Raw genomic sequence first — 838 nt, forward strand, 5'->3', positions numbered from 1 at the left:
CGGGCGTTTACGGGCAGTTAATCTCCCACCTAACTTCTTTGCTCCAGCCGAATTTTGGGGTGGGATTTTTACTGCCCGTTAATGCGGGATAAAAAGTACTGGTGGAAGAGAACGAAGGGGGAATGCAAAGTATGGAACAAACAGAAATGTTACAAGTGAATAAAAAGTGTTGGGACGTAGTAGCACCTCATTTTTTTCAAGTAGATTGTTTGCCTAAATATGGACCGTATACGGCATCAGAAGATGAAATTCATTTGTTTGATTTAATTGAGAATAAAACGGTTCTAGATATCGGATGTGGTAGTGGACATTCTTTGGAATATATGGCGGAGCGTGGTGCGATGGAAGAGGAGCTAAATATTCCAGAAGAACATTTTGATATTGTATATTCCACCTATGCATTAGGATGGACTTCTAATTTAAGAAAAACATTGGAACTTATATATTCGTATTTGAGATTCCCACGACTAAAGTCGCAAGCCCGAATCCTTACGGATTTACGGGTGGGATTCTTAAATGACTAAGCGTTCGCAATCCATTTCTGTTTTGAACAGCCTTCAAGATAAGGGCATCTCATTGCCCATCCTAAACCAGACCATAAAGGTGCTTAGGCTGATTGACTGTTACCATCAATCACAGTTGCGTAGCGAATATTCATCGCTCCAACGATATCACGATGTGTCTTAAACCCACATGGACACTTGTATTTTCTATCTCGAGCCTTATTCTTTTCAGCACATTTCGGACAACTTTGACTTGTATAAGCTGGATTCACATATTCAATCTGAATACCAGCTATCGTTGCTTTATAGGCAATAAATTGTGCCAAACGATAGAA

Annotated in this window: 1 protein-coding gene and 1 pseudogene; one reads left to right on the top strand and one right to left on the bottom strand. The window is 39.9% G+C overall.

Features of this window, described 5'->3' with window-relative positions:
- Positions 1-131: 131 nt before the first annotated feature.
- Positions 132-458 (top strand): annotated as a pseudogene (locus V7038_RS15660) (class I SAM-dependent methyltransferase); the annotation flags it as partial.
- A 149-nt stretch (positions 459-607) separates the two neighbouring features.
- On the opposite strand, the gene V7038_RS15665 reads toward V7038_RS15660, so the two are convergent.
- Positions 608-838, bottom strand: a 231-nt coding sequence (locus V7038_RS15665) for a transposase (RefSeq protein WP_335470832.1), incomplete at its 5' end; no start/stop codon positions are given.

Origin of the sequence: Bacillus sp. JJ783, assembly GCF_036963225.1 — a bacterium.
Classification (GTDB): domain Bacteria; phylum Bacillota; class Bacilli; order Bacillales; family Bacillaceae_G; genus Bacillus_A; species Bacillus_A cereus_U.